General features: G+C 43.4%; 17 protein-coding genes and 8 tRNA genes. 9 read left to right on the top strand and 16 right to left on the bottom strand.

What is annotated here, in order from left to right; all coding sequences use genetic code 11:
• The 3 genes from mutL to tsaE are packed head-to-tail and all read right to left on the bottom strand — an operon-like array spanning nucleotide 1 to nucleotide 4213.
• Nucleotides 1-2028, bottom strand: coding sequence for a DNA mismatch repair endonuclease MutL (gene mutL, locus ACOSVQ_RS17830; RefSeq protein WP_491983786.1), 2028 nt, complete (start codon nucleotides 2026-2028; stop codon nucleotides 1-3).
• Between the two features lie 8 nt (nucleotides 2029-2036).
• On the bottom strand, nucleotides 2037-3755 hold the full coding sequence (locus tag ACOSVQ_RS17825) for an N-acetylmuramoyl-L-alanine amidase (protein WP_491983785.1): 1719 nt from the start codon (nucleotides 3753-3755) through the stop codon (nucleotides 2037-2039).
• Complete coding sequence (gene tsaE / locus ACOSVQ_RS17820) at nucleotides 3749-4213, bottom strand: tRNA (adenosine(37)-N6)-threonylcarbamoyltransferase complex ATPase subunit type 1 TsaE (protein WP_457511443.1); 465 nt, start codon at nucleotides 4211-4213, stop codon at nucleotides 3749-3751. Before tsaE ends, ACOSVQ_RS17825 begins: the two co-directional genes overlap by 7 nt.
• Before the next feature lie 268 nt (nucleotides 4214-4481).
• On the opposite strand from tsaE, the gene queG reads away from it, so the two are divergent.
• On the top strand, nucleotides 4482-5594 hold the full coding sequence (queG, locus tag ACOSVQ_RS17815; protein WP_491983784.1) for a tRNA epoxyqueuosine(34) reductase QueG: 1113 nt from the start codon (nucleotides 4482-4484) through the stop codon (nucleotides 5592-5594).
• Nucleotides 5595-6192: 598 nt separating this feature from the next.
• Here queG and ACOSVQ_RS17810 read toward each other — a convergent pair.
• The 8 genes from ACOSVQ_RS17810 to ACOSVQ_RS17775 form a co-directional block, all read right to left on the bottom strand.
• A tRNA-Gly gene (locus ACOSVQ_RS17810) sits at nucleotides 6193-6268 on the bottom strand.
• Between the two features lie 33 nt (nucleotides 6269-6301).
• Nucleotides 6302-6378, bottom strand: a tRNA-Met gene (locus ACOSVQ_RS17805).
• A gap of 60 nt (nucleotides 6379-6438) precedes the next feature.
• Nucleotides 6439-6514: transfer RNA gene (locus ACOSVQ_RS17800), tRNA-Gly, on the bottom strand.
• Nucleotides 6515-6547: 33 nt separating this feature from the next.
• Nucleotides 6548-6624: transfer RNA gene (locus ACOSVQ_RS17795), tRNA-Met, on the bottom strand.
• Between the two features lie 53 nt (nucleotides 6625-6677).
• A tRNA-Gly gene (locus ACOSVQ_RS17790) sits at nucleotides 6678-6753 on the bottom strand.
• A gap of 69 nt (nucleotides 6754-6822) precedes the next feature.
• Nucleotides 6823-6898: transfer RNA gene (locus ACOSVQ_RS17785), tRNA-Gly, on the bottom strand.
• 33 nt (nucleotides 6899-6931) lie between these two features.
• Nucleotides 6932-7008, bottom strand: a tRNA-Met gene (locus tag ACOSVQ_RS17780).
• 53 nt (nucleotides 7009-7061) lie between these two features.
• Nucleotides 7062-7137: transfer RNA gene (locus ACOSVQ_RS17775), tRNA-Gly, on the bottom strand.
• Between the two features lie 441 nt (nucleotides 7138-7578).
• Between ACOSVQ_RS17775 and ACOSVQ_RS17770 the strand changes: the two genes are divergently transcribed.
• Nucleotides 7579-8214: a hypothetical protein gene (locus ACOSVQ_RS17770; protein WP_491983783.1), complete on the top strand. Its 636-nt coding sequence runs from the start codon at nucleotides 7579-7581 to the stop codon at nucleotides 8212-8214.
• A 49-nt stretch (nucleotides 8215-8263) separates the two neighbouring features.
• Here ACOSVQ_RS17770 and orn read toward each other — a convergent pair whose 3' ends face one another.
• Nucleotides 8264-8809, bottom strand: coding sequence for an oligoribonuclease (gene orn, locus ACOSVQ_RS17765; RefSeq protein ID WP_491983782.1), 546 nt, complete (start codon nucleotides 8807-8809; stop codon nucleotides 8264-8266).
• A gap of 165 nt (nucleotides 8810-8974) precedes the next feature.
• On the opposite strand from orn, the gene rsgA reads away from it, so the two are divergent.
• From rsgA to ACOSVQ_RS17730, 7 genes are all read left to right on the top strand, one after another.
• Nucleotides 8975-10036, top strand: coding sequence for a small ribosomal subunit biogenesis GTPase RsgA (gene rsgA, locus ACOSVQ_RS17760; protein ID WP_491983781.1), 1062 nt, complete (start codon nucleotides 8975-8977; stop codon nucleotides 10034-10036).
• Between the two features lie 161 nt (nucleotides 10037-10197).
• Nucleotides 10198-11058, top strand: a complete 861-nt coding sequence (gene asd / locus ACOSVQ_RS17755) for an archaetidylserine decarboxylase (protein WP_491983780.1) — start codon at nucleotides 10198-10200, stop codon at nucleotides 11056-11058.
• Nucleotides 11059-11228: 170 nt separating this feature from the next.
• Entirely contained in the window at nucleotides 11229-12644 is a 1416-nt protein-coding gene (locus tag ACOSVQ_RS17750) for an SLC13 family permease (protein WP_491983779.1), read from the top strand.
• Nucleotides 12645-12846: 202 nt separating this feature from the next.
• Nucleotides 12847-13734, top strand: coding sequence for a DMT family transporter (locus tag ACOSVQ_RS17745; RefSeq protein ID WP_491983778.1), 888 nt, complete (start codon nucleotides 12847-12849; stop codon nucleotides 13732-13734).
• 199 nt (nucleotides 13735-13933) lie between these two features.
• Nucleotides 13934-15466, top strand: coding sequence for a 2,3-bisphosphoglycerate-independent phosphoglycerate mutase (gpmM, locus tag ACOSVQ_RS17740; protein ID WP_491983777.1), 1533 nt, complete (start codon nucleotides 13934-13936; stop codon nucleotides 15464-15466).
• A gap of 191 nt (nucleotides 15467-15657) precedes the next feature.
• Entirely contained in the window at nucleotides 15658-16800 is a 1143-nt protein-coding gene (locus ACOSVQ_RS17735) for a murein hydrolase activator EnvC family protein (RefSeq protein ID WP_491983776.1), read from the top strand.
• A gap of 215 nt (nucleotides 16801-17015) precedes the next feature.
• On the top strand, nucleotides 17016-18578 hold the full coding sequence (locus tag ACOSVQ_RS17730; protein WP_491983775.1) for an HD domain-containing phosphohydrolase: 1563 nt from the start codon (nucleotides 17016-17018) through the stop codon (nucleotides 18576-18578).
• 53 nt (nucleotides 18579-18631) lie between these two features.
• Here the strand turns inward: ACOSVQ_RS17730 and ACOSVQ_RS17725 are convergent, their stop codons facing one another.
• The 4 genes from ACOSVQ_RS17725 to nudC form a co-directional block, all read right to left on the bottom strand.
• Nucleotides 18632-19591: a DHH family phosphoesterase gene (locus ACOSVQ_RS17725; protein WP_491983774.1), complete on the bottom strand. Its 960-nt coding sequence runs from the start codon at nucleotides 19589-19591 to the stop codon at nucleotides 18632-18634.
• A gap of 113 nt (nucleotides 19592-19704) precedes the next feature.
• Nucleotides 19705-20340 carry a TetR/AcrR family transcriptional regulator gene (locus ACOSVQ_RS17720; protein WP_491983773.1) on the bottom strand — a complete coding sequence of 212 codons (636 nt, stop codon included), beginning with the start codon at nucleotides 20338-20340 and terminating at the stop codon, nucleotides 19705-19707.
• A gap of 99 nt (nucleotides 20341-20439) precedes the next feature.
• Complete coding sequence (gene hemE / locus ACOSVQ_RS17715; protein WP_491983772.1) at nucleotides 20440-21522, bottom strand: uroporphyrinogen decarboxylase; 1083 nt, start codon at nucleotides 21520-21522, stop codon at nucleotides 20440-20442.
• 301 nt (nucleotides 21523-21823) lie between these two features.
• Nucleotides 21824-22642, bottom strand: a complete 819-nt coding sequence (gene nudC, locus ACOSVQ_RS17710) for an NAD(+) diphosphatase (protein WP_491983771.1) — start codon at nucleotides 22640-22642, stop codon at nucleotides 21824-21826.
• Nucleotides 22643-22757: the final 115 nt, after the last annotated feature.

The following is a 22757-nucleotide window of genomic DNA, read 5'->3' as shown; positions in this document are numbered from 1 at the left end:
TTAAATACTTAATGCTTGGATAGTCGCTGAAAAATCGACAGGCTTGACGAAATTGCCATTGTTCAATGGCAGTTTGCCTTGCCATAACTGCTCTAATTCCGCAATCAATTGAATTGCTTCAGACAAAGTGTAGCTGGATTTTTTCACTGCCACATGATCGCTGAGCCATTGTGCTAATACTTGATGATCAAGAGAGCTTTCAGCCTGAGATAAGGTCGAAGCCGCGTAAGATAACAGATCCTGAACTAAATTTTGTAAATTTTGCTGACGTAATGGTTGTGGCACACCCATCAACATAACGCTTTGCGATGAACGACGCTGAAACTCAATACCGAACTTAGCAAACAATGCCTGATAACGCTCTAATGCTGAAACTTCTTGTGACGATATTTTCAGAGATAGTGGCACTAACAAAGGTTGGCTTTTTAAAGCCCCCTGCTCAACGTTCAGCTGTCCTAACACTTTAAACCATTCGGCTTTTAGTAAAGACAGCAGGACGCAGCCTTGAGGCGAGTTCATCAGCAAATAGCGCTGCTCTACCACGGCTATTGCTTTACCCAACTGTTCAATATCCACATGATCAAGAGCGACAGAATATGATTGTGGCGGTTGAAATTCTTGGCTATCTCCATGATTCAGCGATAAATACGTAGAATCATTATCAGGCGTTGTCATCAACTCTTGATAGACCCTAACCTCTGCTTTGCTCGGTGACTTTGCAGGCATTCTTTCCGCAGAAGGCTTACTTTTGGGTTTGTCTGAAGTTATCCACGGATTGCGTTCCAATTCTTTCAACTCGCTGCGTTCGGTTGCCCATTCATTACGTTGGACATTTTCACGCACCTGATAAGATCCGCCTTGAGAAGCATACGAATTCTCCGTAGTCGCTTTTCTTGGATACGAAGGTGAATTTTCAATCGTATGGAGAGCTCTTTGCTGTGCATCTTGCGATTGGTCAAAAGAAGTATCGGGTTCTTGCGTATCATTCGAGTGGAATGCCCCCTCATTGATACTTGGAGCATCAATATGATGGCTTTCCGCAAGTGCACTACTTAATGCCTGATAAATAAAGTCATGCACTAAACGGGCTTGATGGAATCGCACCTCGTGTTTTGCTGGATGAACGTTAACATCCACCTGATGAGGATCGATTTCAATATAAAGCACGTAAGTCGCAAATTGATCCGCTCTCAAGCTGCTTTCATAACTTTGACGAATAGCATGATTGATCAGCTTATCGCGCATCATACGTCCGTTAACGTAGCAGTACTGAATATCACTTTGCTGGCGAGCGCCTTCAGGTGTGGTTATCCAACCATGCAAACGTAATCCTTGATGCTCAAGTTCTATTTTTAGCATCGAGCGAACAAATGCACTCCCGCACACGGCAGCTATGCGTTTTTCAGCTTGAATTTCCGTTTTTGCAGCTCGGTACTGACGCACCATCTTGCCATTGTGGCGTAAATTAAACGTCACATCGAAACGGCTCAAAGCGATACGCTTTAACAGTTCATCAATATGAGTAAATTCTGTTTTTTCGGTGCGTAGAAACTTGCGACGAGCGGGGGTATTAAAAAACAAGTCAAGGACTTCAACGGTAGAACCAATAGGGTGCGCGGCAGGCTGAAGTTTCACTTCCATTTCACGCCCTTCACTATAGGCAGACCATGCTTCCTCTTGAGTCGCAGGGCGTGAAGTCAATGTTAAACGAGAAACAGAGCTGATACTGGCAAGCGCTTCACCTCGGAAACCTAAGCTAACAATTGCTTCAAGATCATCCAACGTATGAATTTTCGATGTAGCGTGACGACTCAGAGCTAAACCCAACTCCTCTTTCGCAATGCCACAGCCATTATCGCGGATACGAATCAGCTTAGCGCCACCCTTTTCGATATCAATATCGATGCGTGTAGCACCTGAATCTAAACTGTTTTCTACCAGCTCTTTCACGACAGAAGCAGGTCTTTCTACTACCTCACCCGCAGCAATTTGGTTTGCCAAACGAGCCGGTAATATTTGAATCGTCATAGTTATGATTACTTGTTTGGAATAATGAGCACTTGCCCAACCGCGAGTTGATCAGAGCGTAAATTGTTGGCTTTTCTGACGCTTTCAATATCAACATTATACTGGCTCGATATCTTGCCTAAGTATTCGCCTCTTTTCACGGTGTGTTTTCTTAATGGCTTATCTTTCAAGCTCACAGTGATTTTTAGCTTCTGCCCCAATTTAAGCGTGTCTGATTTTAGGTTGTTCTCACGTTTAATCTCAGCAACAGAAACTTTATAGGTACTAGCAATTTTTCCTAAAAAGTCACCTTTACTAACTGTATGAGTGATCGTTTCTGTTTCAATAGGGTTTGTGACAACAGGTACCGGAATTGGTGTCGGGCTTCCACCTGGAATAATGATCACTTGTCCAATCGCTAAGCTATTGCTGGTTAACTTATTGGTTTGCTTAATAGCATCAATACTCGTGCCGTATTTGTTGGCAATTGCAGATAGCGAATCACCACTCTGCACTTTATATTTCTGAGTCTTGTTGCGGTTAGCAAACAGAGTTCCTTCTGGTGGATTCTCTTCAAAATATTGAGTGATCGCTTTTGCCAGAGCGCGTGCAAGTTTGTCTTGATGACTACGCTGGAAAAGCAGCTGCTCTTCCGTTGGGTTAGAAATAAACCCTGTTTCCACAAGCACAGAAGGAATATCCGGTGATTTAAGCACCGCAAGACTCGCATTTACTGGCTCAGATTTGTGTAAGTGAGCCACTTTACCCATTTCACTCAGGATATTCGTTGCAACTTTGTACCCTTCTTTTTGGGAATGACTAAACTGCAAATCCAATAGTGTTTGGCTGACGTTGCGGTCACTATTGTTCTTCGCTAGAACTTGACCAGCACCACCTAGCAACTCAGATTGTTGTTCGTGATTCTCTACCCAACGTGCAATTTCAGTATTTGCACGACGAGTATTCAATACAAACACAGAAGCACCTCTAGGCTTTGGTGAAGCAAAAGCATCTGCGTGAATCGAGACTAACAAATGCGCTTTGTTGGTACGTGCTATCTCTGAACGTTTATTGAGGTTCACGAAGTAGTCACCACGACGAGTCAGTACGCCTTTAATGCCAGGAATGGCGTCCAGTTGATCAACCAGTTTTTTGGAAATTGCCAGAGTGGCATTTTTCTCATATTTCTTGGTTGGCCCTATCGAGCCAGGGTCTTCACCACCATGTCCAGCGTCAATAGCCACAACAATATTCGCATTGCCATAAAACTGAGAGGCATCTCTGCTCACTTGTGCAGGAGCACCAGATGTAGAACTTGAAGAAGATGAGGCTTCACTATGAGGTAAATCGACCACCAGACGGTGTCCATATTGACCTCCCGGAGTCGGTGCTAATGTAAACAGCTTAGGTGATGATTTTTTCTTTAATTCAAATACCAGACGATAGGTACCTTTCTCTGGAGGAGAACTAGCACGTATCTTCGTCAATACATCGCTGTCAGTTACCGTAAGTGGGAGCTTAGACTTGGACGAGGTACTTTTAAGATCGATGACTAACCGTTCAGGGCTAGTCAACGTAAAATAGGTAAAAGCGACTTCCGATTGAACATCAATCACAACGCGAGTTTCATCTGGAGAGGGCCAAACACGAACCCCCTCTAGTACATTCGCACTCGCATTGGATGTAATAAATGCAATCGCTAAAGTAAAAAAGGTAACAAAGAGGCGTAGGCGCGATCCTATCAACATAACTCCAACTGACTCAGTAACGTACGTCCATAATCGTTATTGGCTGTCAGCAACGCTTGGCGTTGTTCACCATCGTAACGAATTTCAATATCTATATCGGATGTTGGCAATAAACCTTGGCCTTTCTCTGGCCATTCAACCAAGCAAATCGCATCAGCAGTAAAATAGTCACGGATCCCCATAAATTCTAATTCTTCAGGATCCGCTAATCGGTAAAGATCGAAGTGATATACCTGCCAATCAGCCAACTGGTAAGGTTCAACCAGTGTATAAGTTGGGCTTTTCACATTACCTTGATGGCCTAAAGCACGAATAAATCCGCGGCTAAACGTTGTTTTGCCAGCACCAAGATCACCATGCAGGTAGAGAGTCGTTTGTTGTGTGCACAGCTTTGATAATGCAGTGCCAAGTTTTACCGTCTCTTGCTCATCTTTTAAAATAAACGTCTTAGTGCTCATTCAATACTTTCTCAAATGTATCTCAGGATCATCAGATCCCTATGACTATATAAAAACTAATAGAAACCGAATAGTAAACTGGTATCGAATTGAGAGACAAGATCTCTTGTGTAAGCAAACAGAAAAATGTCTGTATGAACTCGCTAAATAAGCTCAAGATCCTATCCTTTTCTTAATTAAGATGCTTGAGTTGAACTAGATCCACCCAGCGAGATCCGTTAAGATCCTCTGCCCTTTTTAGGCCAATAACCCTAACTAAAGTTTCGCCATGAACTACCAACAACTCGCAGATCAAATCAAGCAATGGGCTACTGAACTCGGTTTTGAAAAAGTCGGCATCAGCGATATCGATCTTCAAGAACATGAGCCAGCTCTACAACAATGGTTAGATGCCGGTTACCATGGCGACATGGATTGGATGGCAAGACATGGAATGATGCGAGCCCGCCCTGCGGAACTTCTTCCCGGCACAATCAGGGTCATTAGTGCGCGAATGAACTACCTTCCGCCACAGGCACAATTTGCTTCTAACTTGTCTGATCCCACTCAAGCTTACATAAGCCGATATGCTCTTGGACGTGACTACCATAAATTAGTTCGCAACCAATTGAAAAAATTGGGTGAAAAAATAGAACAGGAAGTTGGGAAACTAGGATTTCGCCCTTTCGTTGACTCTGCACCTCTATTGGAACGACCTCTAGCTCAAAAAGCTGGTTTAGGATGGACTGGCAAGCATTCACTGATTTTAGATAGAGACTCAGGTTCTTGGTTTTTCTTAGGCGAACTTTTAGTTGATATCCCGTTACCAGTGGACACGCCCTCTGAAAATGAATGTGGTAAGTGCAAAGCCTGTATCACCTCCTGCCCAACCGGAGCAATTGTCGCTGATGGAATCGTCGACTCAAGAAAATGTATTTCTTATCTGACTATTGAGTTTGACGGAATCATTCCTGAAGAATTTCGTGCCGCAATGGGAAATCGTATCTACGGATGTGATGATTGTCAGCTTGTTTGCCCTTGGAATCGATTTTCAGATCTTACCCAGCAAACTGATTTTCATCGAAGAGATTCTTTTGCATCCCCCGATTTACTAACTCTGTTTGAATGGGATGAAAAAACCTTTCTGCAAAAAATGGAAGGCTCTGCAATTCGACGTATTGGTCATCTGCAATGGCAAAGAAATATATCTATAGCACTTGGAAATGCTCCCTATTCAGAAAGCATCGTATTGGCTCTCAAAAATGCACTCGGACAGTCAGATATTTTAGATGTGCACTTAAATTGGGCTATTGAAAAACAATTGGCCAATTTGCCAAACACAATAGCGAGCCATGAGCGGCTGATTCGTATTATTCAGAAAGGCTTACCAAGAGACGCATAATAAGATAATGACGTGCTTTTCACGCACAAAGAGTGAGCACATTCTTTGATGCGCTTCTCAAAATGCACCAATGTGGAAAAAATTTTAAAGAAGCAACAAATTCTATATTTGAGAAAAGTTAGTCACATTAGCAGGAAATGACTAGGATCAAGGAAAATACAGTTAATGATCGTTTTTTAAGAATAGATCGCAATACCAAAAATATTACATTTCCATTAATTTCAATACTTTACCTAAAATTATCATCATTCATTCAATCTCTAATACCGCAAAAGATCCTACCAGTAAAAGCTATTTTCCTTGCAAAAAACAAATTATTCACTGAGTTATCCACATGATTAAATTGTGGATAACTCTGTTAATGAACAGTACAAAGAATGCCTGAACGTGCAGTATAAATGGGATAAAGAGGCAAGCCGATGAGTTGCGTTTATCAGGAGGAATTCAGCCTATGGAAATAGGTGAATGTCTTATTTGGGGGCTTATGCTTCACAGCATTATAGAAAGAGCATTGGCAGTTTGCCAAATAATTGCAGTATTAAAAGAAAAAAAATCTGCGAACAAGCGCAGTTTACTTTTAATATTTCAAATTTTGATTTGGAGCGACACACGAGGTTCGAACTCGTGACCTCAACCTTGGCAAGGTTGCGCTCTACCAACTGAGCTAGTGTCGCATGATTAACCGCATTTTGCGTTTAATCTAAATTTGGTTGCGGGAGCTGGATTTGAACCAACGACCTTCGGGTTATGAGCCCGACGAGCTACCAAGCTGCTCCATCCCGCGTCCATGTTATGTCATCGTTAAGCACGATGAAGGCTATAGCTTTCTATAAAGAAAGAAATTTGGAGCGACACACGAGGTTCGAACTCGTGACCTCAACCTTGGCAAGGTTGCGCTCTACCAACTGAGCTAGTGTCGCATGATTAACCGCGTTTCGCGTTTAATCTGAATTTGGTTGCGGGAGCTGGATTTGAACCAACGACCTTCGGGTTATGAGCCCGACGAGCTACCAAGCTGCTCCATCCCGCGTCCGAAATCATTGTTAAGCACAATGAGAGCTTCAGTTTCTACTTAAAGAAATCTGGAGCGACACACGAGGTTCGAACTCGTGACCTCAACCTTGGCAAGGTTGCGCTCTACCAACTGAGCTAGTGTCGCATGTCACTGTTAAGCACAATGAAAGCTTTGTTTTCTTCTTAAAGAGAATTTTCTCTTTAAATAAGAAATTGGAGCGACACACGAGGTTCGAACTCGTGACCTCAACCTTGGCAAGGTTGCGCTCTACCAACTGAGCTAGTGTCGCATGATTAACCGCGTTTTGCGTTTAATCTAAATTTGGTTGCGGGAGCTGGATTTGAACCAACGACCTTCGGGTTATGAGCCCGACGAGCTACCAAGCTGCTCCATCCCGCGTCCGAAATCATTGTTAAGTACAATGAAAGCTGCAGTTTCTACTTAAAGAAATCTGGAGCGACACACGAGGTTCGAACTCGTGACCTCAACCTTGGCAAGGTTGCGCTCTACCAACTGAGCTAGTGTCGCATCAACAACGTTTCCGTTGTTCAGGGCTGCGAATTATAAGAGCATTTTTGTGCGATGCAAGCCCTTATCGAAAAAAAAATTCTTTTTTTTATCGCTTGACTAAAAAGCATCCGCAAACAGCGAGTTTTGCTTAAAAGACCAACAGTATAAGTCTGTCATTTAAGGCTTCTCTTAAATTCGAGCTCACGCATTATGCGAGATAAACCGTTATTCTGACAGAATTATTTGCAACTTATTTTACGACCGACGTATTTTTAACCGTACAGCACAAACATGTACGAAAGCTGAGATTGGTAAATACGTTAATCTTTGAAAGCTTTTGACTAGGAAAGTAAAAAGGAATTTGGATTGGGAAGATTAATCTCTCAACAGCGAAAGCAAAAAATGATCTTGCTAATGGTGCTGTTCACCACTTTTTTGATCCTAACAGGGTGTGGTTCAATGCCAAAACCTATGCGAAATCTAGGAAAAAGTGATGTTGATTTTGTCATGGATGTTCATGCTAAGCAGCAAAAACAGATGCTGATGGAATTAACACGCAAGCTCTATGTCCGTAACCCATGGCAGCTAAAAAAAAGCTCTGGTATGACCGTTGATGCGCGTATGGCGCAAATATTTGGTACTTACAATACGATTGAAATTCCGTCTCTTGTGTTTGACGAACTAAACGGAGTGACGGGCATTGATGCCATTCTTCTTAGCTTTGATGAGAATTTCCAAGGTGACCGAGTATTCGCAGCAATGGTGGGATTAACAGAAATGCTTAGACGCTCCTATAACCACCAGCAGGAGTTTTTCATTCTAGACTCCCTCAATGAGCAGTCTCTTTATAACAGCGCTCGGAATATTGAGATTTTTGTTTGGCGTCTCTATCAAAGAAGAGACAGCAAAGGTGAACTCTTTCTACTGTCCAACAACATCAGCGAAACGGGTTACGACCTTAGCTTTGATCGGTTGTTTTCTAAGATGGCGATGGTTCAGGACATGATGGCGTTGATTGTTGCGGATAAAACCAACAGAGGAATCACTAAAGTGGTTCAAAGTGTTGCTCAACTCGCCTTCCTCCCTGTCCCATAAAAAAACCGCAGCTTATGCTGCGGCTTGAGTGTTCAACGGTAGATGACTTTTATATCGACATTATGGTTTGGCGATAGTATTTGAGCTCCGCGATAGATTCACGGATATCATCTAGTGCTAAATGGCTACCTTGCTTAGAGAAACCATCTAAAATCTCCGGCTTCCATCGACGTGTTAGTTCTTTCAACGTGCTGACATCGATATAGCGATAATGGAAATATTCTTCCAATACTGGCATATGTTTGTAGAGGAAACGGCGATCCTGACCAATACTGTTACCGCAAATTGGTGATTTTCCACGAGGAACCCATTTTTCTAGAAACTCGATAGTTTGAGCGACAGCCTGCTCTTCAGTCACCGAGCTTTGGCGAATACGTTCAACTAACCCGCTACCCGTGTGTGTGTTGGTACACCAATCATCCATTTTGTCTAGCTCTGACTCTGGTTGATGAATCGCTAACACTGGTCCTTCAGCAAGAATGTTGAGTTCGCTATCGGTGACAATAGTGGCAATTTCGATGATTTTGTGAGTTTCAGGATCTAAGCCAGTCATCTCTAAATCGATCCAAATAAGATTTTGATCGCTGTAAGACATAAGTGAGTGCCTATATGGGTTTGTCGATAAAAGAGGTACTATACCCAAATTCAGATAGCCAAGAAACCTAGCCAAGCGCATTTACTCAAATGCATTGGGCTTTCTACTTGGCACAAAAATCAATCAAATTAATAACTACCATCGCATTCATAAAAGTAGAACATAGTGGCAAAGAAAAAAAAGCTGACTAAAGGCCAAGTTAGGCGCGTAAGAAGCAACCAACATAGAAAACTCCAACAAGACGATTCCGTACAATGGGAAGAGTCAATGCTTGAGAGTGCAAAGTTAGGATTAGTGATTACTCGCTTTGGACAGCATGCTGATATCGAAGATCCTGATACTGGAACCATTCACCGCTGTAACCTTCGCCGCGGCATAGAAACACTTGTCTCTGGAGACAAGGTCATTTGGCGTCCCGGTAATGAAATTCTTGCAGGCATTTCAGGTGTGGTGGAAGCCGTTGAGCCACGGACATCGGTTTTAACTCGCCCTGACTATTACGACGGTTTAAAGCCTGTCGCTGCGAACGTCAACCAAATGGTGATTGTCTCTTCTGTAATGCCTGAGCTTTCCCTTAACATTATCGACCGATATTTAATTGCGTCAGAAACGCTAGAAATCGCTCCACTGATTGTCCTAAACAAGATTGATTTGTTAACGGAAGAGCAACGCTCACAATACCAAGAGTGGCTAGCTGAATATGAGCGCATCGGTTACGAAGTTCTTTATGTCAGTAAGCAAACTGGCGAAGGTATCAAGGCGCTGGAAGAAAAACTGCGCGATAAAATTAATATCTTCGTTGGCCAGTCTGGTGTGGGAAAATCCAGCTTAGTTAATGCTCTAATGCCTGAACTTGCAGAAACGGTTGAAGAAGGTGCTATTTCTGAAACTTCTGGCTTAGGTCAACACACAACGACCGCAGCTCGTCTCTACCACATCCCATCTGGCGGTGACTTGATTGATTCTCCGGGAGTTCGTGAGTTTGGTTTGTGGCACTTAGAAGCCGATGATATTACCAAAGCATATGTAGAATTTCGTTCTTACTTGGGTGGCTGTAAATTCAGAGACTGTAAACACGGTGACGATCCAGGCTGTATCTTGCGTGAGGCCGTTGAGAAAGGCGAAGTGAGCAAAATTCGCTACGATAACTACCACCGAATCATCGAAAGCATGGATGAAAACAAAGCCAACCGTCAGTATTCTCGTAATAAGAAAGCCGATCTATAACGCTATTTTGTTGCGATTTATAACCTAGGTGCTGACACTTGTTGCGATTTTCAGTAACATCTCGCGCCCAAAGCTCAAGGTTTGCCCACCTTTTGAGTAGAACAGACAATTTGGCCCATTGTTTAAACACATTGGACCTAAACACATTGGAATGAAACACAATGGATAAAATTAAAGTTGGACTGCAGTATTGGATTCCACAACACGGTTTGACTCGCTTAGTCGGCAAGTTAGCCTCAGCAAAAGCAGGTAGCCTTACTACAGCTGTTATCCGCTGGTTTATCAAACAATACAACGTCAACATGGACGAAGCTCTGCATTCAGATCCAAAACACTTTAAGACATTTAATGAGTTCTTCGTTCGAGAGCTTAAATCAGGCGCTCGTACAATTGTTGAAGATGAGTTAGTCATTACTCACCCAGCAGATGCTTGTGTGAGCCAGTTTGGTCCAATTACCGATGGCAAGCTGATTCAAGCGAAAGGTCATGATTTCTCGGCACAAGAGCTGTTAGGCGGCGACGCTAAATTGGCTGAAGAGTTCCGCGACGGTGAATTCGCAACGCTGTATTTATCGCCTCGTGACTATCACCGTGTACACATGCCATGTGACGGCACTCTACGTCAGATGATTTACGTACCGGGTGACCTGTTTTCAGTAAATCCTTTAACGGCTGAAAACGTACCAAACCTATTTGCACGTAACGAACGTGTGGTTTGTATTTTTGATACTAAATTCGGTCCAATGGCACAGGTACTAGTGGGTGCAACTATCGTCGGTAGTATTGAGCTGACTTGGGCTGGTACAGTGACACCACCACGTGGAAATACGGTTTATCGTTGGGATTACCCAGCAACAGGTAACAAGGCTGTTTCCTTTAAGAAAGGTGAAGAAATGGGCCGCTTTAAGCTTGGCTCAACGGTCATCAACTTATTTGCAAAAGACGCCATCCGTTTTGATGAGAGCATGCAAAACAATGTACCAACTCAATTAGGTACACCATACGCTCACATCAACAAGTAACAATGTTTTGTCTCTAAAATGCCCTGCTTAGTCTGGGCATTTTGTTTTTGACCTAAACCACACATTCGTCTTTTATCTCAGTAAATGAGCAGAACTTTAACCCTCCTCTAAGACCCTATTGATTCAATAGCTTAAGATCTCCCCATTCTTCTTTGAGTGAGGATTTACCCATGCCGACTTTGCAACCCATGTTGCTTATCAAACTGTTAGTGTGTCTGCTGATTCCTCTTGGCGTCCTTATGATGCCAATTGATGCAATTCCTATCGATAATCTCACTCTTATCCAACATCGCTTACTGGCTATATTCTTGCTTGCGGCTCTTTTGTGGGTACTCGAACCGGTTCCCGTATTTGCAACCTCAATTTTCATCATCACACTCGAACTCATTATGATTTCGAATAAAGGATTGCATTGGTTTAGAGCTCCCTCAGAAGGACACGAACTGGGTGTTCTCATTCCATACACTGAAATTTTCGGCGCATTTTCTTCTCCGATCATCATCTTATTTATGGGCGGTTTTGCACTGGCTATCGCGGCATCCAAATACGAACTCGACAACAATCTAGCCCGCGTACTGCTCAAACCTTTTGGCAGCCAGCCAAAATTCATCATGCTTGGACTTATGTTGATTACTTCTGTGTTTTCGATGTTTATGTCCAACACCGCTACCACGGTAATGATGTTGGCACTGTTAGGCCCGATTGTGGCATCCGCCCCTAAAGGGGACTTAGGCATTAAAGCTCTGGTATTATGTATTCCGATTGCCGCCAATACCGGTGGTATCGCTACACCTATTGGCACACCACCCAATGCCATCGCTCTGCAATATTTAACTGGTGAACACTCGATTAGCTTCTTGTCATGGATGATGATGGGTCTGCCTTTTGTCTTTATTCAGCTTACGATTGCGTGGTTTTTATTGCAGAAGTTGTTTCCTTCTTCTCAAAAGACCATGACGCTCAAATTAGAAGGGCGATTTATGCGTAACTGGCGTGCGATCGTGGTGTATTTTACTTTCGCCGCCACCATTCTGCTGTGGATGACAACCTCATTGCACGGTATGAACACTTATGTGGTTGCAGTGATCCCATTAGCCATATTCACCCTAACGGGCATTATGGGCAAAGAAGAGCTGAAACAGATTAACTGGGATGTGCTTTGGCTAGTTGCCGGTGGTATCGCCATCGGCATTGGTTTAGAGCAAACAGGATTAGCGAAAGCACTGGCTCATGCTATTGATTATGAGTCGTTATCACCGATGTCTGTTGTTATCACGCTCTCACTCATTTGCTGGCTAATGGCAAACTTTATGTCTAACACAGCAACCGCGAACTTATTAATGCCTATCGCTGCTGCTATTGGCACATCAATGCAAAGCCTAGCAGATGTTGGCGGAATCCAAGGTCTGTTAGTTGTCGTCGCCTTCTCGGCTTCTCTAGGTATGATTTTACCTGTCTCAACACCGCCTAACTCACTCGCTTATTCAACGGGGCTTATTGAAAGTAAAGATATGGCAAAGGCCGGTGTGATTATTGGTGTGGTCGGCTTATCGATTGTTTACGCTGCGGTTTGGATACTCACCTAAGCTCTTTTCCCTCTCCAAAGTCTCCCTTATAAAAGGGAGACTTGAGTTTCTAGCCTTAGAAAATTCATACATTTTTATTTACACTAAAGCCCCATCATTCACGCCAAGTGGACTTCCCACGTAAAGAGTATGAATTCACTTTGTTTTCCCAAGCCTTGATGGCATATTGATCGCCCTTTTCTCTCCCTCTCAAGGACAACTCATGGGCTATGAATGGCTGGCGCTTGCTGCGGCATTTCTTTGGGCTATAGCCAGTTTACTCTCTGTCACTCCTGCCAGACATCTTGGCACTTTTGCTTATAGTCGATGGAGAATGGGCTCAACCTTTACCATTCTAGCGACAATGGCCTTGATTACTGGTGGTTGGTCAACTGTTGAATCATCAGCCATACCGCCAATGATGCTGTCAGGTCTGATAGGTATATTTATCGGTGATACGGCACTCTTCGCCTGTTTAAATCGCATGGGGCCTCGCCAGTCTGGATTGCTGTTCTCTTGCCACGCCGTTTTCTCAACTGTGCTGGGTTACTTTCTCTTTAGCGAAAGTATGACGCCTCTTGAACTATTAGGCTCAACACTGGTCTTCTCTGGTGTACTGACTGCGATCTTTTTTGGGCGTAGAGGACAAAGTAGCAATCATTTAGAAATGGTTCACGGCAATGTTTGGATAGGGCTAGGGTTAGGGTTAACGGCGGCTCTGTGCCAAGCTTTGGGTGGCGTGATAGCAAAGCCCATCATGCAAACTGACATTGACCCTGTAGCCGCTTCATCTATTCGAATGCTGACTGCGTTTGTCGCACACTGCTTACTGAGAGCAACAGGGACTCGCGTTGCGCGTCCAACGCAAAAAATGAATTGGAAAATTTTTGGTATCACTACCATTAACGGTTTTATCGGTATGGCGCTAGGCATGACGCTGATTTTGTATGCCCTACGAGAAGGCAATGTGGGTATGGTTGCTCTGCTTTCTTCCACCACACCTATCATGCTATTGCCTATACTTTGGATTTACACCAAACAAAGACCGAACCGTTTTGCTTGGCTAGGCGCAATTGTCGCTGTCGCTGGAACAAGTATTTTGGTCTATTAACGATCTATTTTTCGTTTACTAACTATAAGAATAAACAATCAATTTGAGACAAAATTTTGATCAATTGGCTACATTTTATTGCAACGATAGGGAGAATCATTGATCTTGCCCTACTGCAACGGCTATAAAGTGTAGTAAAATTACGCTAATTTCAGTTTTTAGTTACTTTGATTTTATTGAATTTGACGAGGTTATAAGTATGTCAGCTAAGAAGCCAATGGCTCTAGTGATTCTTGACGGTTGGGGTTACCGTGAAGACAGCAACAACAATGCTATCAGCAATGCTAATACTCCAGTAATGGATGCTTTAATGGCAAACAACCCAAATACTCTAATTTCGGCTTCTGGTATGGACGTTGGTCTACCTGACGGTCAAATGGGTAACTCTGAAGTTGGCCACACAAACATCGGCGCTGGTCGTATCGTGTACCAAGATCTAACTCGCATCACTAAATCAATTTCTGACGGTGAGTTCCAGACAAACGAAGTGCTAGTAGCAGCTATCGACAAAGCAGTTGCAGCGGGTAAAGCTGTACACCTAATGGGCCTTATGTCTCCAGGTGGCGTTCACTCTCACGAAGATCACATCTATGCAGCTATCGAACTAGCAGCAGCGCGTGGCGCAGAAAAGATTTACCTACACTGCTTCCTAGACGGTCGTGATACACCACCTCGCAGTGCAGAAGGTACTCTGCAACGTTTTGACGAACTATTCGCAAAACTAGGCAAAGGCCGTATCGCATCTCTAGTTGGTCGTTACTACGCTATGGACCGTGACAACAACTGGGAACGTGTAGAGAAAGCTTACGATGTGCTAACTGCAGCTCAAGGTGAGCTCACTTTCGACTCTGCTCTAGCAGGTCTAGAAGCGGCATACGCTCGTGAAGAAAACGATGAATTCGTTAAAGCAACGGAAATCCGCGCAGAAGGTCAAGAGTCTGCAGCAATGCAAGACGGCGACACAGTTCTATTCATGAACTACCGTGCTGACCGTGCACGTCAAATCACGCGCACTTTCGTAACAGATTTCGCTGGTTTCGAGCGTAAAGTATTCCCTGCTCTGAACTTCGTAATGTTGACTCAATACGCAGCAGACATTCCACTACCAGCAGCTTTCCCACCAGCATCACTAGAGAACACTTATGGTGAATGGTTATCGAAAGCAGGTAAAACTCAGCTACGTATCTCTGAAACAGAGAAATACGCGCACGTAACTTTCTTCTTCAACGGTGGTGTTGAGAACGAATTTGATGGTGAAGAACGTCAACTTGTTGCTTCTCCTAAAGTAGCGACTTACGACCTTCAACCAGAAATGAGCTCTGCTGAGCTAACAGACAAGCTTGTAGCAGCAATCAAATCTGGTAAATACGACGCTATCATCTGTAACTACCCGAACGGCGACATGGTTGGCCACACGGGCGTTTACGAAGCTGCGGTTAAAGCATGTGAAGCCGTTGACGAATGTATCGGTCGTGTTGTTGAAGCTATCAAAGAAGTGGATGGCCAGCTACTGATCACTGCTGACCACGGTAACGCAGAAATGATGGTTAACCCAGAAACGGGTGGCGTACACACTGCACACACTAACCTACCAGTACCACTGGTTTACGTTGGTAACAAAGACATCGAGTTTATCGAAGGCGGTAAACTGTCTGACCTAGCACCAACAATGCTTGCTCTGACAGGTACTGAAATCCCAGCAGATATGTCTGGTCAAGTTATTTACAAATAAGTAAAACTTGCGAAGTGAATGTTAAAGCCCTAACCCAGTTAGGGCTTTTTTATCACCAAAATCAGCTTTAAGGCAAAAATATCTCCAATAGGTAAACAGTATGACAAAGTTTTTGCATCCGACACTCGCCTCATGCCACTCTTTGAGTATACTGGTTACTCATTGAATCTATTGGCGAACATTCTCCCTACATGACAATCACGTTGCGACACTACCTAAAGCACAACCTCGTCAAAATTCCATTGGCGTTGTGTTTCTGTTTTTCCGTTTTGTCTGTTTCCCAAGTTTTTGCGGCCTCACAGCAAGAACTAAAGGGCGTGGCTGGAGAAATTTCTCGTCAGAAACAGGAATTATCCAAACAACAAGGTCAACTGGATCAGTTGCAACAATCGCTGAAGCAACAAGAGATCAATATTTCGAATTTGGAAAAGCAGATTAAAGACACCAAAAGTGACTTAACATCAGCCAATCAGAACATCAATAAGCTCCAAGCGAAAATCAAAGAACTGGAAAGTCAGCGCACCCAGCAAGCGGACAAATTGAAACAGCTCCTTCAGACCTATTACATCACTCAGAATGCAACTACGAATGGCAACTTGCTTAATAACAATGTGGAAGAAGACCGTATCAGCCAGTACTTCCAACATTTAGCCCAAGCGCGAAGTGAAACCATACAAGCATTGAAACTGACACGTGAACAACTTGAAGAGAACCAAAAGCAGCTTCAGCTTGAACGAGACCAAATTGCATCGCTGTTAGAAGAACAAACCAGCAAACGTGACCAACTGGCAAAAACGCAGTCGGAACGTAAAGGTACGGTAAACAAAATTCAGAAAAGCATCTCCGGCGATAAAGTCTATCTTGCCGAGTTGCAACGCAATGAAACCCGATTGAAAGCGGAAATTGCCAAAGCGGCTAAACGCAATGCCATCCCTATGGACGGTATCAGCCAACAACGTGGCAAACTCAGCTGGCCAATTAAAGGTTCGGTATTACATAACTTTGGTGAGCGCCAAACTGGTCAGGTCGATTGGAAAGGGATTGTAATATCAGCCAATTATGGTCAGGCAGTGACTGCAGTTTATCCGGGTACCGTTGTGTTTGCGGAATACTTGCGTGGCTATGGTCTTGTCGTCCTGCTAGACCATGGCAAAGGAGACATGACTTTATACGGCTTTAACCAATCACTAATGAAGAAAGAAGGCGACAAGGTGACAGCAGGCGAAACTATCGCTCTCGCGGGTGATACTGGTGGCCAATCTAGGCCAAGTCTCTACTTCGAAGTTCGCCGCAACAGCCGAGCTGAGAACCCTCGTACTTGGCTAACTCGTTAATTATCTATTGATGGTTCGGATTTAAATACGACACAAACCATCCATCAAATTTATAGTTTGTTTGAACTAATTCATCCGATCCTGATTTGTAAACTTTTACGATTAGGTACATAGCCAAAGCCTTGTCAGATAAGCCTTATCTACCCCCCCTCACGCTAAATTTGGCACAAAAACAGGTTAAAATTAAACCGTCTATTCACCAATCCATAATCATTATGTCTATTACTGAAAAAGCGAAAAAGCTCATCATAGATAGCACTGACATTCTAACGAACAATGTCATTAAATTAGGGACTCAATACGGCTACATCGCCTACACATCGAACACAAGTGCCGCTTGGAGAGAGTCGATTGTCGGAGTATCGACGGGCTTAAATTGTTTGCTATCAAACGAGAAAGTAGAAACGATAGATCCCAATATTCGTATGGAACTTAATGATTGGGATGAAGACATCATCGGATACTTCCGTGAAAGGGCTATTGTTCATCAAAAAAGAGCAATCGAGCTCTATATGTATACCGGACTACTAAAACATTATCGTCAGGTATTTCTTGAATTAATCGTATCGATTGAAGGGACGGACGAAGACAAATCGTGGCTTATCTCATTAATTCACGGCTACTTCGACCGCGGTGAGATCGTAACTTGTTATGAATATCAAAAGCTCACTTCCAACTCGAACCAAGAATTAGAAGAGATAAAACAGAGCCACCGAGAGGTTCTCAACAACAAGAACCAGCTGCTCTCAATTATTGAAAGTATCGACCAACCATTATTTGGCATTGATAACAAAGGCTGTATTCGTCATGCCAACGGATTGGGTCACAAAATATTGTCACTTCACTCTCACTCTGCCGATGACCAAAACTATTGGGATGTTAACTTAGATGATAAAGGCTTCAACGTTAATGATCTGATTGCCGATTTCAACATCATCAGTGAGTCCGATAAAACCAATAAACATCTGTACAACATCGTTAATATTCACGGCACACCTTATGAATTGTATTTCTACAAATACAAAGGCATGGTGCGATACCGTGATGAGCACGATTCGATCATCGTGATGCTACGCGATATCTCAAGTTTGGCAGCCTATGAAAACCAACTCGAATCAGAGCGACAAAAGAGATTTGCTGAGAAACAAGAAATCATTCAAGTGCTTGGGGATATTCTTGAAAACCGTTCGGATGAAACAGGTTTACATGTTCGACGCGTTGCGTGCGTGGCAAGCAAATTAGCTATGTTGCATGGTTTGGATCATGATGATGTGACCACCATCTATACGGCGAGCCCACTTCACGATGTCGGCAAAATTGCTGTTCCAGATGCCATTTTGAATAAACCGGGCAGGTTAACCAAACAAGAATTCGATGTAGTGAAAAGACACTCTGAAGTAGGTCGAGACCTGCTGCAAGGGAGTGATTCTCACCTAATGCAAATGGCCTGTATTATCGCTCATGAACACCACGAGAAATGGGACGGTAACGGCTACCCATGCGGCAAAGCTGGTGAAGATATCCATATCTTTGCTCGCATTGTGGCAATTGCCGATGTATTCGATGCCCTACTTAGCAAGCGTCCATACAAAAACGCTTGGGCAAAAGAAGAGGTTTTGCAGGAGTTTATCGACCAGAAAGGTAAGCATTTTGATCCAAAGCTAGCTCAGTTGCTCATCGACAACTTCGAAGAGCTTGCTCAGTTACATGCGCAGGCAGATGAGTTCAGCCTACCTCAGATTCACCAACTGCATACCATTAACTGCGCAGCGGCATAGTAAGAATGGATAAAATTTGAAATCAGACAAAGGAAGGTTATTACCTTCCTTTGTTATTGACGATAATAGCTTTCAACGGTCTTAATCAGCGTTGCGAGCTCTTTCTCTGGTAAACGGTTTATACCACCAGCAGCTTCCCGCCCTCCACCAGTGACAAACTGCGAACATAACTCCCCTGCACCTTGCTTGTTGTTAAGTGGTGCACGTAGAGAAATCGCATAATTCTCAGCATCAAACCTAGTAAGTACAAGATGGGCTTGATTTGGTGATTGGTTGGCTATCAAGTTGCCATACACACCGCTTATTCGATGAGAGAAACCTTCATCGGGCAACTCAAATACTCTTAAAACGTCACTTTCATAGATACTAGGAACAGAAATAGCCAGCAATGCGTCAGCTTCATAAGCGGCTTTTAAAACGTAGTAAGGTGAAGACTTATCTTTAATTACATCCCATGGCGACGAGTAACCAAGCAGTGTTTGATAGAGTAACGCTGGGTGAAAATGCAATTGTTCGATGCTTTTCCCATAGCCGTTGTAATTGATAAGGGTTCCAAGTTCCTTGAGCTGAGCGGATTCCTCTTGAGATAGACCTGCATCCTTACACATTTTATCTGCGACACTATTTAGATTATCACCATAGGCAGCAGCAATTGCCCAATGACGAAATTTTCCATCTAAAAGATCATCGATAATAAGAGCAGTACACATATTAGGATCTAAATGAATATGCGCGGAGAGCTTATTATGAGTAGGAATATCACCTGATTGATGGTGATCCGCGTAAAACACTTCAGCGCCCACATCAAGAGCAGCAAGCAGACCAACCATGTTTTTCTGCATCGAAATATCCAGCACAGTAAGCGAGTCCCCCACTTTCGGACTCACAGTCTCAAGTAACTGAATATCTCTTTTCACCCCCGTGACTAGCTGTGCGTCACGAGGCTGAGCAAGTCTGAGTTGAAGAAGTGAGATGATGCCATCGGCATCACCATTAAAAACGTCATAGTGCATGGCAGATAATGATGAGTTGGCCTAAGAATCAATAAACTAACAGCGTTCGAGCATCAGTAACAAGATTGAAAGGTTATAACTCATCACCTTTGCCGCATTAGCGCATGTTCGCACTACACATGCAGCGCGCGAATACCGTCTTCCAGCAGTTGAAGTTGCTCGTAACCTTGAGGAGTAGTGCAAGGCTTCACTAACGAGATCATTTGCAGCATGCCTTTATAAATCACTTGCTCAGTAATTTTGGTTTTCAAAGACATCGCTGACTGATAAGCCAACCATCCGGAGTAAACCATATGCAGTGATGTTACTAGAGTTTCCAACTCCTCTTTTTCAACATCTAGAAGCTCCATATCAACAAAGTTCTGCATGATATTGATTAAGTTCACATGCAGTTTCTCTTGTGAAGAAATGTACTCGACATGCAACTCTTCATCACGCTGCAAAATTTCAGGCAAGTTCGAATAGAAGAAACGATACTTCCACATCAAATTGAACATGGAATCCAGATAGTGCTTTAACAAGGTTAAGCTTTCATATTGGCCTTGCAGCGGTGTAAAACGCTCAATCAACTCTTTCGAATACAGCGCAAAAATTTCTCGTACTATCTCCTGCTTATTGCGGAAGTGGTAATAAAGATTCCCCGGGCTGATTTCCAAATAGGCAGCAATATGGTTAGTTGTGATAGCACGCTCACCGTTCTCATTAAATAGATCTAAAGCGGCGTGAACAATTCTGTCTCTTGTCTTCATTAGCTTGCCAGATTGTAATTGACTCTATCGCAGTATAAATCAGTGATAGCTAAAGTAAAAAAAAAGCGCTCGATAATGAGCGCTTCGTATGTCATTCACTTATTTGTTATAGGACAGGTTGTGGTAAGGCTTGGATAGCTCATGCACAGCTTCAACGAATACACCAGCATTCTCTGGCGGAACGTCTAAGTGAATACCATGCCCAAGGTTAAAGACATGACCTGTACCTTCATGACCAAAGCCTTCTAAAATCGACGCCACTTCTTCACGAATTCGTTCTGGCTGCGCGTAAAGAATCGATGGGTCCATATTTCCTTGCAGGGCAACTTTATCACCAACACGAGCTTTGGCATCAGCAATGTTAATTGTCCAATCCAGACCTACCGCATCACAACCTGTGGCTGCAATACTTTCTAACCACATACCGCCATTCTTAGTGAAAAGAGTTACCGGAACACGACGACCTTCGTTTTCACGAATCAAACCATCAACGATCTTATGCATGTATTGCAGTGAGAATAGGTTGTAATCACGAGGAGTTAATACACCGCCCCATGTATCGAATACCATTACAGATTGAGCTCCCGCTTTAATCTGTGCGTTTAAATATTCAATAACACTGTCTGCCAACTTATCCAACAGAGCATGCAGCGTCGCAGGCTCTGCGTACATCATTTGCTTAATCTTAGTAAAAGCTTTCGAGCTGCCACCTTCAACCATGTAAGTTGCCAATGTCCAAGGGCTACCAGAAAAACCAATCAGAGGCACTTCACCTTTCAGGTCTTTACGGATTTGGCGCACCGCATTCATTACATACTGCAACTCACCTTCAGGATCAGGCAGACCGATTTTATCCACATCAGCTTTACAAGTAATAGGACGGTCGAATACCGGGCCTTCACCAGCCGCAAAACGTAAACCAAGTCCCATTGCATCAGGGATAGTCAGAATGTCTGAAAACAGAATGGCAGCATCAAGCGGAAAACGACGCAGTGGTTGTAATGTCACTTCAGAAGCAAGCTCTGCGTTTTTGCATAGCGACATAAAGTCACCGGCCTGTGCACGTGTTGCACGATATTCTGGCAGATAACGTCCTGCTTGGCGCATCATCCATACCGGAGTGCAATCAACTGGCTGCTTCAACAAAGCACGAAGATAACGGTCGTTCTTTAATTCTGTCATTCTGTCTTCCAACTTCTAGGCTTATTTCTTTAGTTTCTTTGCAAAATAGGCGCGTATTCTATCACTTTTTCGCATGTAACAGACTATTGATTTACTTTTGCAGACCAGCGCTTTGCAACCTAGATCATGTTATTAACTTTTAAATCAATGGTTAATTTGCGTGCAAACTGAAACAGTGTTTAAAATCTCGTTGCTAGCGAAAACTACAATAATATAAGGGTACTTAGTACTCGACATCTCATAACGACATCTTACTTACCCCCTCCCTCACCGGAGGGTTTTTTTTACCTAAGATTCATTACTATATCGACGTTGAGTACTCATTTTTGATGGCATTTACGGTATGTTCAATTAGCGATCTGGCGATAGTTCCTTTTGGTGCTACTGGCGGCATGTCAGCAGGCTTAAACCACTGTGCGTCACTTAGTTCTGAATAGTCCGGTCGAATTTCGCCACCAGCATAATCAGCCAAAAACGCCATCATCATACTGGAAGGAAACGCCCAAGGCTGACTGCCAAAATAACGGATATTCTTAACGGTAATGCCCGTTTCTTCCAATACTTCCCGAGCGACACATTGCTCAAGAGTTTCACCTACCTCCAGAAATCCAGCAATCACGGTATACATACCTGTTTGATGACGAGGATGTTGTGCAAGCAGAATCTGGTCGTCTTTACGAACGGCAACAATAATGCACGGGAAAATTCTTGGGTAATGAAGAGTTCGGCAATCTTGGCACTGCATAGCCAAATCTCGATGATTGAGATGATTGCGTCCACCACATTGTGGGCAAAAACGCATAGTTTGGCTCATATGGCCGTATTGAACACAACGACTAGCAGCAAGAAACAAAGCTTCATCTAGCACTAGCAATTCGCGCAGCGAAGTCATTTCAAGATCTTTATCGATCTCAGAGTGATTAAGCCAGTAAACGGAATGTCCGTTGTATTGATCAACTTCGATCGCCGACTCAATCGGTAATTCAAGATCCTTCGCGGAACCAAATGGGACAGAGCCATCAATGGTCCAAAGTTCACTTCCTGAAACGACACACCAATAAGCTGATTTGAGGTCACTATTTTTTAACATACAAACTCCTGTTGCTTGCAGTTCGTTCATTTTACTGGCAATCTAATTTCATACCAGAGTTTGTCTCGATTTGTTTACCACGCATAAACTCTCGTGAAGACAACAGGCTGTATCCTACTCATACAGCGAAATGTGCAAAGGACAG

It is taken from the genome of Vibrio sp. HM8-C (assembly GCF_058630515.1).
The sequence above is the reverse complement of the archived record's forward strand: the minus strand, read 5'-3'. Positions and strand labels throughout refer to the sequence as shown.

Coding starts and splice junctions, on each gene's coding strand:
- hemE (WP_491983772.1), bottom strand. CDS start 21,522: ATGACAGAATTAAAGAACGACCGTTATCTTCGTGCTTTGTTGAAGCAG.
- ACOSVQ_RS17825 (WP_491983785.1), bottom strand. CDS start 3,755: ATGTTGATAGGATCGCGCCTACGCCTCTTTGTTACCTTTTTTACTTTA.
- ACOSVQ_RS17750 (WP_491983779.1), top strand. CDS start 11,229: ATGCCGACTTTGCAACCCATGTTGCTTATCAAACTGTTAGTGTGTCTG.
- nudC (WP_491983771.1), bottom strand. CDS start 22,642: ATGAACGAACTGCAAGCAACAGGAGTTTGTATGTTAAAAAATAGTGAC.
- mutL (WP_491983786.1), bottom strand. CDS start 2,028: ATGACGATTCAAATATTACCGGCTCGTTTGGCAAACCAAATTGCTGCG.
- gpmM (WP_491983777.1), top strand. CDS start 13,934: ATGTCAGCTAAGAAGCCAATGGCTCTAGTGATTCTTGACGGTTGGGGT.
- ACOSVQ_RS17720 (WP_491983773.1), bottom strand. CDS start 20,340: ATGAAGACAAGAGACAGAATTGTTCACGCCGCTTTAGATCTATTTAAT.
- ACOSVQ_RS17745 (WP_491983778.1), top strand. CDS start 12,847: ATGGGCTATGAATGGCTGGCGCTTGCTGCGGCATTTCTTTGGGCTATA.
- tsaE (WP_457511443.1), bottom strand. CDS start 4,213: ATGAGCACTAAGACGTTTATTTTAAAAGATGAGCAAGAGACGGTAAAA.
- ACOSVQ_RS17725 (WP_491983774.1), bottom strand. CDS start 19,591: ATGCACTATGACGTTTTTAATGGTGATGCCGATGGCATCATCTCACTT.
- orn (WP_491983782.1), bottom strand. CDS start 8,809: ATGTCTTACAGCGATCAAAATCTTATTTGGATCGATTTAGAGATGACT.
- asd (WP_491983780.1), top strand. CDS start 10,198: ATGGATAAAATTAAAGTTGGACTGCAGTATTGGATTCCACAACACGGT.
- ACOSVQ_RS17770 (WP_491983783.1), top strand. CDS start 7,579: ATGCCAAAACCTATGCGAAATCTAGGAAAAAGTGATGTTGATTTTGTC.
- ACOSVQ_RS17735 (WP_491983776.1), top strand. CDS start 15,658: ATGACAATCACGTTGCGACACTACCTAAAGCACAACCTCGTCAAAATT.
- queG (WP_491983784.1), top strand. CDS start 4,482: ATGAACTACCAACAACTCGCAGATCAAATCAAGCAATGGGCTACTGAA.
- ACOSVQ_RS17730 (WP_491983775.1), top strand. CDS start 17,016: ATGTCTATTACTGAAAAAGCGAAAAAGCTCATCATAGATAGCACTGAC.